Origin of the sequence: Streptomyces sp. RP5T (assembly GCF_003933965.1) — a bacterium.
In the GTDB taxonomy this organism is placed as follows: Bacteria; Actinomycetota; Actinomycetes; order Streptomycetales; family Streptomycetaceae; genus Streptomyces.
The window spans coordinates 1-6,068 of record NZ_RSAJ01000510.1 but is presented as its reverse complement, the minus strand read 5'-3'; the positions used below and the strand labels follow the sequence as shown (position 1 = coordinate 6,068).

Here is a 6,068-nt window from a genome sequence, read left to right as displayed (position 1 = left end):
CCCCCGTGTCCCAGGCCGCCCGGGCGAAGGCCTCCAAGGTGAAGGGTGCCGCGGCGATCCAGGGGGCCAAGGCTGCCCGTGCCGCGCAGGCCGAGGCGAAGGCCAATGCCGCCCAGGCTGCAGCCGCCAAGGCTTCCGAGATCGCCGCACCCACCACACCCCGCACAGCCGCACCGGCTACATCTGCCACACCCACCACACTCACCACACCCATCACCCCCACGGCCCCCGAGCACGGCGTCGACTACCTCTTCGGTCCGCTCTCCGCCTTCGCCCCCGAGGTGGAACGGGCCCTGGCCCAGCAGCCCGTCGCGGGCGCCGGCCGCACCGCGCGGGCCACGCTCACCGGAACGCAGGACCGCATCGCCGACGTCTCCGCCACGGCCGGGGCCAGGACCGGAACCGACACCGTCACGCCCGTCGTCGACCAGACGGCGGCCGCGGTCGTGCCGCCCGTCGTGACCGGCGCCGTGGACGGCCTGGTGCCGGTCGCGGGACAGGCGGTGGACGGTGTCGTGCCGGTCGCCGAAGGAGTGGCGCTCACCGTGGTGCCCACCGTCGGGCGGACCGTGGGCGCGGTGCCCCCGGTAGCCACCGGCGCGGTGGCCGGCGTGACCCCGGTCGCCGGAGGGGCCGTGGGCACGGCGACGGGACTCGCGTACGGGGTCGTCGGGGATGTGCGACCCGTGGTCGGCGGCACCGTCGCCGGCGTCGGGGAGATCGAGGACGGCGTGGTCGGGTACGCCACCGGGACGGTCGTCGCCGGGGTGCTGCCGGTCGTCGACGGGATCGTCGCCGACGTGCCGCCGTACGCGACCGGTCTCGTCGGGCAGGTCGCCCACGACACCACCGAGGCCGTACTGCCGCCGGTGGTGAACACCGCCGTGCACGGCGTGGTGCCGGTCGCCGGGCAGGCCGTCGAGGACGCGACCGTCCTGACGTACGGCGTCACGCAGGACGTACGCCCCTTCGCCACCGGTGTCGTCGGGGACGTCGCTCCGCTCGCGCACGGTGTGGCGGGCCGCGCGACCGGCCTGGCCCACGACGTGACGGGCCAGGTCCCGCCCTTCGCGCACGGCGTCACCGGGGCCGTGCGGCCCGTCGTCGACACCGTCACCCGGACGGCGGAGCCGGTCGTCGCCGGCTCCATGACCCTGGCTCACGGCGTCACGGGCGACGTCGCCCCCTTCGCCACCGGAGTCGTCGGTGAGGCCGCCCCCGTCGCCGGGCAGGTCGGTCCCTTCGCCGGTGATCTGACCGGGACCGTCCAGGACAGCGCGGGCCCGCTCGCCGGGCACGCCGTCACCGGCGTCCAGGGCGTGGCCGAGTCCCTCACCCCGGGTTACGCGCGGGACCACCGCGTCTGACCGCCCCCACCCACGACTCCGTGAGGCGACGGGCCCCGGACGGCCGAAAGCCGTCGGCCGGTCCTGACCGGAACCTCACGGACAGGGCGAGGAGGTCCCCATTGGGGTGGGGATCTACCGCCCAGGCCCCTGAAGGACACGGAAGGGGTCGCACAAGGGGCCTCACCGGGACAACCCCATCCCGGTGAGGTCCTTCCCCAGCCCTCCTCCGGGCCTCGCCACCTTTCTCCTGCCTGTCCTCCTACCGCGCCCCACGCGTGCGTGGATGTCGTCCCCGACCTCACACGCGGCACGCCGCGCCAGTGAGCACGGCATCATGTGACAGGTATCACCGCTCAGGTGTGACCCTCGATTTAGGGGCCCCCGGGAAGCAGCGATAACCTGCGAGACGGACATGCCGCGCGCTCGGACACCGTGTGCGCCTCCCTTGTGACAGACACCGGTCGGACGTCACGTTGCCCTCGCGGCACGCCCACGCAGACAACGAACCGCGAGATCACTGATAGGGACGGAAGCGCGTGGACCTGTTCGAGTACCAGGCGAGGGACCTCTTCGCCAAGCACGATGTACCGGTGCTGGCCGGTGAAGTCATCGACACGCCTGAGGCGGCCCGCGCAGCCACCGAGCGCCTCGGTGGCAAGTCCGTCGTCAAGGCCCAGGTGAAGGTCGGCGGCCGTGGCAAGGCGGGTGGCGTCAAGCTCGCCGCCTCCGCCGACGAGGCCGTGGAGCACGCCACCAACATCCTCGGCATGGACATCAAGGGCCACACGGTCCACAAGGTGATGATCGCCGAGACGGCCCCGGAGATCGTGGAGGAGTACTACGTCTCCTTCCTCCTGGACCGTGCCAACCGCACCTTCCTCTCCATCGCGTCCGTCGAGGGCGGCATGGAGATCGAGGAGGTGGCGGAGACCCGCCCCGAGGCCGTCGCCAAGACGCCGATCGACGCCAACGAGGGCGTGACCCCCGAGGTCGCGCGCCGGATCGTCGAGGCCGCGAAGTTCCCGGCCGAGGTCGCCGACAAGGTCGCGAACGTCCTCGTGACGCTGTGGAAGACCTTCGTCGAGGAGGACGCCCTCCTGGTCGAGGTCAACCCGCTGGCCAAGGTCGCCTCCGGCGAGGTCATCGCCCTCGACGGCAAGGTCTCCCTCGACGAGAACGCCGAGTTCCGTCAGCCGGGACACGAGGCCCTCCAGGACAAGGACTCCGCGAACCCGCTGGAGGCCGCCGCCAAGGAGAAGAACCTCAACTACGTCAAGCTCGACGGCGAGGTCGGCATCATCGGCAACGGCGCGGGTCTCGTCATGAGCACCCTGGACGTCGTCGCGTACGCCGGTGAGGCGCACGGTGGCGTCAAGCCCGCCAACTTCCTCGACATCGGCGGTGGCGCCTCCGCCGCCGTCATGGCGAACGGCCTGGAGATCATCCTCGGCGACCCGGACGTCAAGTCCGTCTTCGTCAACGTCTTCGGCGGCATCACCGCGTGCGACGAGGTCGCCAACGGCATCGTGCAGGCGCTGCAGCTGCTCGCGGACCGGGGCGAGGAAGTCACCAAGCCCCTCGTCGTCCGCCTCGACGGCAACAACGCCGAGCTGGGTCGCAAGATCCTCTCCGACGCCAACCACCCGCTGGTCCAGCGCGTGGACACCATGGACGGCGCGGCCGACAAGGCCGCCGAGCTCGCGGCTGCGAAGTAAGGAAGAGGGACAGATACAGCCATGGCTATCTTCCTCAACAAGGACAGCAAGGTCATCGTCCAGGGCATGACCGGTGCCACGGGCATGAAGCACACCAAGCTCATGCTGGCGGACGGCACCAACATCGTCGGTGGCGTGAACCCCCGTAAGGCGGGCACGTCCGTCGACATCGACGGCACCGAGATCCCGGTCTTCGGCACCGTCGCCGAGGCCATGGAGAAGACGGGCGCGAACGTGTCCGTCCTCTTCGTGCCGCCGGCCTTCGCCAAGGCGGCCGTCGTCGAGGCCATCGACGCCGAGATCCCCCTCGCGGTCGTCATCACCGAGGGCATCGCGGTCCACGACTCCGCCGCGTTCTACGCGTACGCCGTGGAGAAGGGCAACAAGACCCGGATCATCGGCCCGAACTGCCCCGGCCTCATCACCCCGGGCCAGTCGAACGCCGGCATCATTCCGGGCGACATCACCAAGCCGGGCCGTATCGGCCTGGTGTCGAAGTCCGGCACGCTGACGTACCAGATGATGTACGAGCTGCGCGACATCGGCTTCTCGTCCGCGGTGGGCATCGGTGGCGACCCGATCATCGGCACCACCCACATCGACGCCCTGGCCGCCTTCGAGGCCGACCCCGACACCGACCTGATCGTCATGATCGGTGAGATCGGCGGCGACGCCGAGGAGCGGGCCGCGGCGTTCATCAAGGACAACGTGACCAAGCCGGTCGTCGGCTACGTCGCGGGCTTCACCGCGCCCGAGGGCAAGACCATGGGCCACGCCGGCGCCATCGTCTCCGGCTCCTCCGGCACGGCCGCCGCGAAGAAGGAGGCCCTCGAGGCCGCCGGCGTCAAGGTCGGCAAGACGCCGACCGAGACGGCGAAGCTGGCGCGGGAGATCCTCGCCGGCTGAACAGGTTCGTAGCCGCACGTCTTTGGGCTCGCTCCGTTACTCGGGGCGGGCCCATCGGCGCGTCATGGGGTGCCGGGTTCGGTTGTCCGGCGGGTGCGGGTGCGTCGTGGCCGGTCGCGCAGTTCCCCGAGCCCCCGGAAAAGGGGCGCGGCTAACGAACGAGCGGTGCCACCCTCTCCGGACCGCTCCCCGCGCTCTCCCGCAGCTTCTCCCGCAGTTCCTCCTCCGCCTCCGACAGCGGCCCCTGCCCCACCCGGGGCGGCACCCCCTGGATCTCCGCCCCAGGCGCCACCGGTGGCTCGTAGTGCGTCGGAGCGGTCCGCAGGGTGAGAGCGGTCGTGCCGATCAGGGCCACCGTGAACGCGATCGCCGCCCGGGTCCAAAAGCGCGCCCGGCGCTCACTCTCGGTCCGTACCGCGGGCGGCTGCGCGGCTCGCAGGCGTTCCCTCGAGGCCAGCGAGACCAGACGTTCGTGCAGCTCGGACGGGTCGGCGAGGTCGGGCAGCCGGGCCGCGACCGTCGAGCGCGCGTTCATCAGCCGACCGGCCGCCGCCGGTGTGCTCGCCTCCGTCTCCGCCGCCGTCTCCGGAAGGTCGAGCTCCACGCCGTCGTACAGCAGGAGCGTGCGCCGCTGCGAGGGCGGGAGCTGCAGGAGTACGGCCATCAGCGCGCGGTCGGCCGGGTCGGCGACGGGTGGCTCGGGGCTGCGGTAGCGGGGCCGGAAGCGGTGCCAGGGGGACAGGGCGTACTCGTACGCCATGATCCGTACCCAGCTCGCCGGGTCCCGGTCCACCGCCACCTCGGGCCAGCGCTGCCAGGCGAGTTGGAAGGCCCGTTCGACCGACTCGCGGGCGAGTTCGCGGCGGCCGGTGAGCAGATAGGTCTGCCGGACGAGGGCGGGCGCGCAGAAGGCGTACAGCGCGTCGAAGGCCTGAGCGGGCGTCAGGGTGGGGGCCGGGAGCTGCTCCTCGTGCTCCTGCTGAGGGGCCGTCAGCTCGCCCGTGGCGCCGGGCCCTTTCGCGACCTGATCCTGCGTCACAGGGCGCCCCTTCGTGCGAAAAAGTACATAGTCGTATATTGAGCGACACATCGGAGGTTCGCCTGTTACGACGAGAAAGCGCGTGTCGTTGGGAGCATGGCGGTCGTGAATCAGCTGACCGCTCGCCGCACGTCGTTGTCGCCCCTGCTCACCCGGTTGCGCGACCGGACGCCCGGCCTGGCCGCCAGTCTCCTGGGCGGTGCGGTGGCCGCCGGGCTGGGGCTCGGTTCCTTCGCCGTTCTCGTGATCGTGCTGTGGATCAGTTCGCCCTATCCCGACAGCGGCCCGGGAGGTGCGCTGCACGTGGCCGCGGCCCTGTGGCTGCTCGCGCACGGGGCCGAGCTGGTCCGGACGGACACGCTCTCCGGTGTCCCGGCGCCCGTCGGCGTCACCCCGCTGCTGCTGCTCGCGCTGCCGCTGTGGCTGGTGCACCGGGCGGCGCGGGACGTGGCCGCCGGGGACGAGGAGCCGCCGCAGGCGCCCGGGCGGACGGCGTGGACCGGGGTCGTGCTCGGATACCTCGCCGTCGGTGCCGCCGTCGCGCTGTACGCGTCCGGCGGGGCGCTGCGGCCCTCGTGGCCGTGGACCTGCGTGTGTCTGCCGGTCGTGGTCATGGGTGCGGCGGGCGCGGGGGTGTGGACGGCGTACGGCCGCCCCGCCGAGGCGTTCGACGGTGTGCTGGTGCTGCTGCCCGCGGGGGTGCGGCGGCTCGTTCTCGGGGCACCGGCGCGGGCACGGCTCGCCGCGTCGGCACGGGCCGCGGGGGCCGGGGTGGCCGTGCTGGTCGGCGGCGGTGCGGTGCTGCTGGCGGTGTCGCTGGTGGCGCACGGCGGTGCGACACGGGGAGCGTTCTTCCAGCTGACGGAGGGGTGGTCGGGACGGTTCGCGGTCCTGCTGCTGTGTCTGGCGCTGCTGCCGAACGCGGCGGTGTGGGCGGCCGGGTACGCCGCCGGACCCGGGTTCGTGCTCGGCGCGGGGCATGTCGTGGGGCCGCTGTCGTCGGATCCGGCGCCGCTGCTGCCGCCGTTTCCGCTGCTGGCGGCGGTACCGGACGCGGGG

The 6,068-nt window shown here is 72.4% G+C and carries 5 protein-coding genes; 4 read left to right on the top strand and 1 reads right to left on the bottom strand.

Translation table 11 applies throughout. From position 1 onward, the window contains the following. The 3 genes from EHS43_RS48310 to sucD form a co-directional block, all read left to right on the top strand. Window positions 1-1,367, top strand: a 1,367-nt coding sequence (locus EHS43_RS48310; protein WP_260470843.1) for a hypothetical protein, incomplete at its 5' end; no start/stop codon positions are given. A 518-nt stretch (window positions 1,368-1,885) separates the two neighbouring features. After that, window positions 1,886-3,064 carry an ADP-forming succinate--CoA ligase subunit beta gene (gene sucC / locus EHS43_RS34880; protein ID WP_125194648.1) on the top strand — a complete coding sequence of 393 codons (1,179 nt, stop codon included), beginning with the start codon at window positions 1,886-1,888 and terminating at the stop codon, window positions 3,062-3,064. A gap of 21 nt (window positions 3,065-3,085) precedes the next feature. Continuing rightward, the gene (sucD, locus tag EHS43_RS34875) at window positions 3,086-3,970 is read left to right on the top strand and encodes a succinate--CoA ligase subunit alpha (protein ID WP_125194647.1); all 885 of its coding nucleotides are present in this window, start codon (window positions 3,086-3,088) and stop codon (window positions 3,968-3,970) included. Window positions 3,971-4,121: 151 nt separating this feature from the next. Here sucD and EHS43_RS34870 read toward each other — a convergent pair whose 3' ends face one another. Next, a complete protein-coding gene (locus EHS43_RS34870; protein WP_260470841.1) occupies window positions 4,122-5,009 on the bottom strand; it encodes an RNA polymerase subunit sigma-70 in 888 nt (295 codons plus the stop codon). A gap of 96 nt (window positions 5,010-5,105) precedes the next feature. Here EHS43_RS34870 and EHS43_RS34865 point away from each other — a divergent pair. Continuing rightward, window positions 5,106-6,068: DUF6350 family protein (locus EHS43_RS34865; protein WP_221740785.1), on the top strand; the 963-nt coding region annotated here is incomplete at its 3' end.

Coding starts and splice junctions, on each gene's coding strand:
- sucD (WP_125194647.1), top strand. CDS start 3,086: ATGGCTATCTTCCTCAACAAGGACAGCAAGGTCATCGTCCAGGGCATG.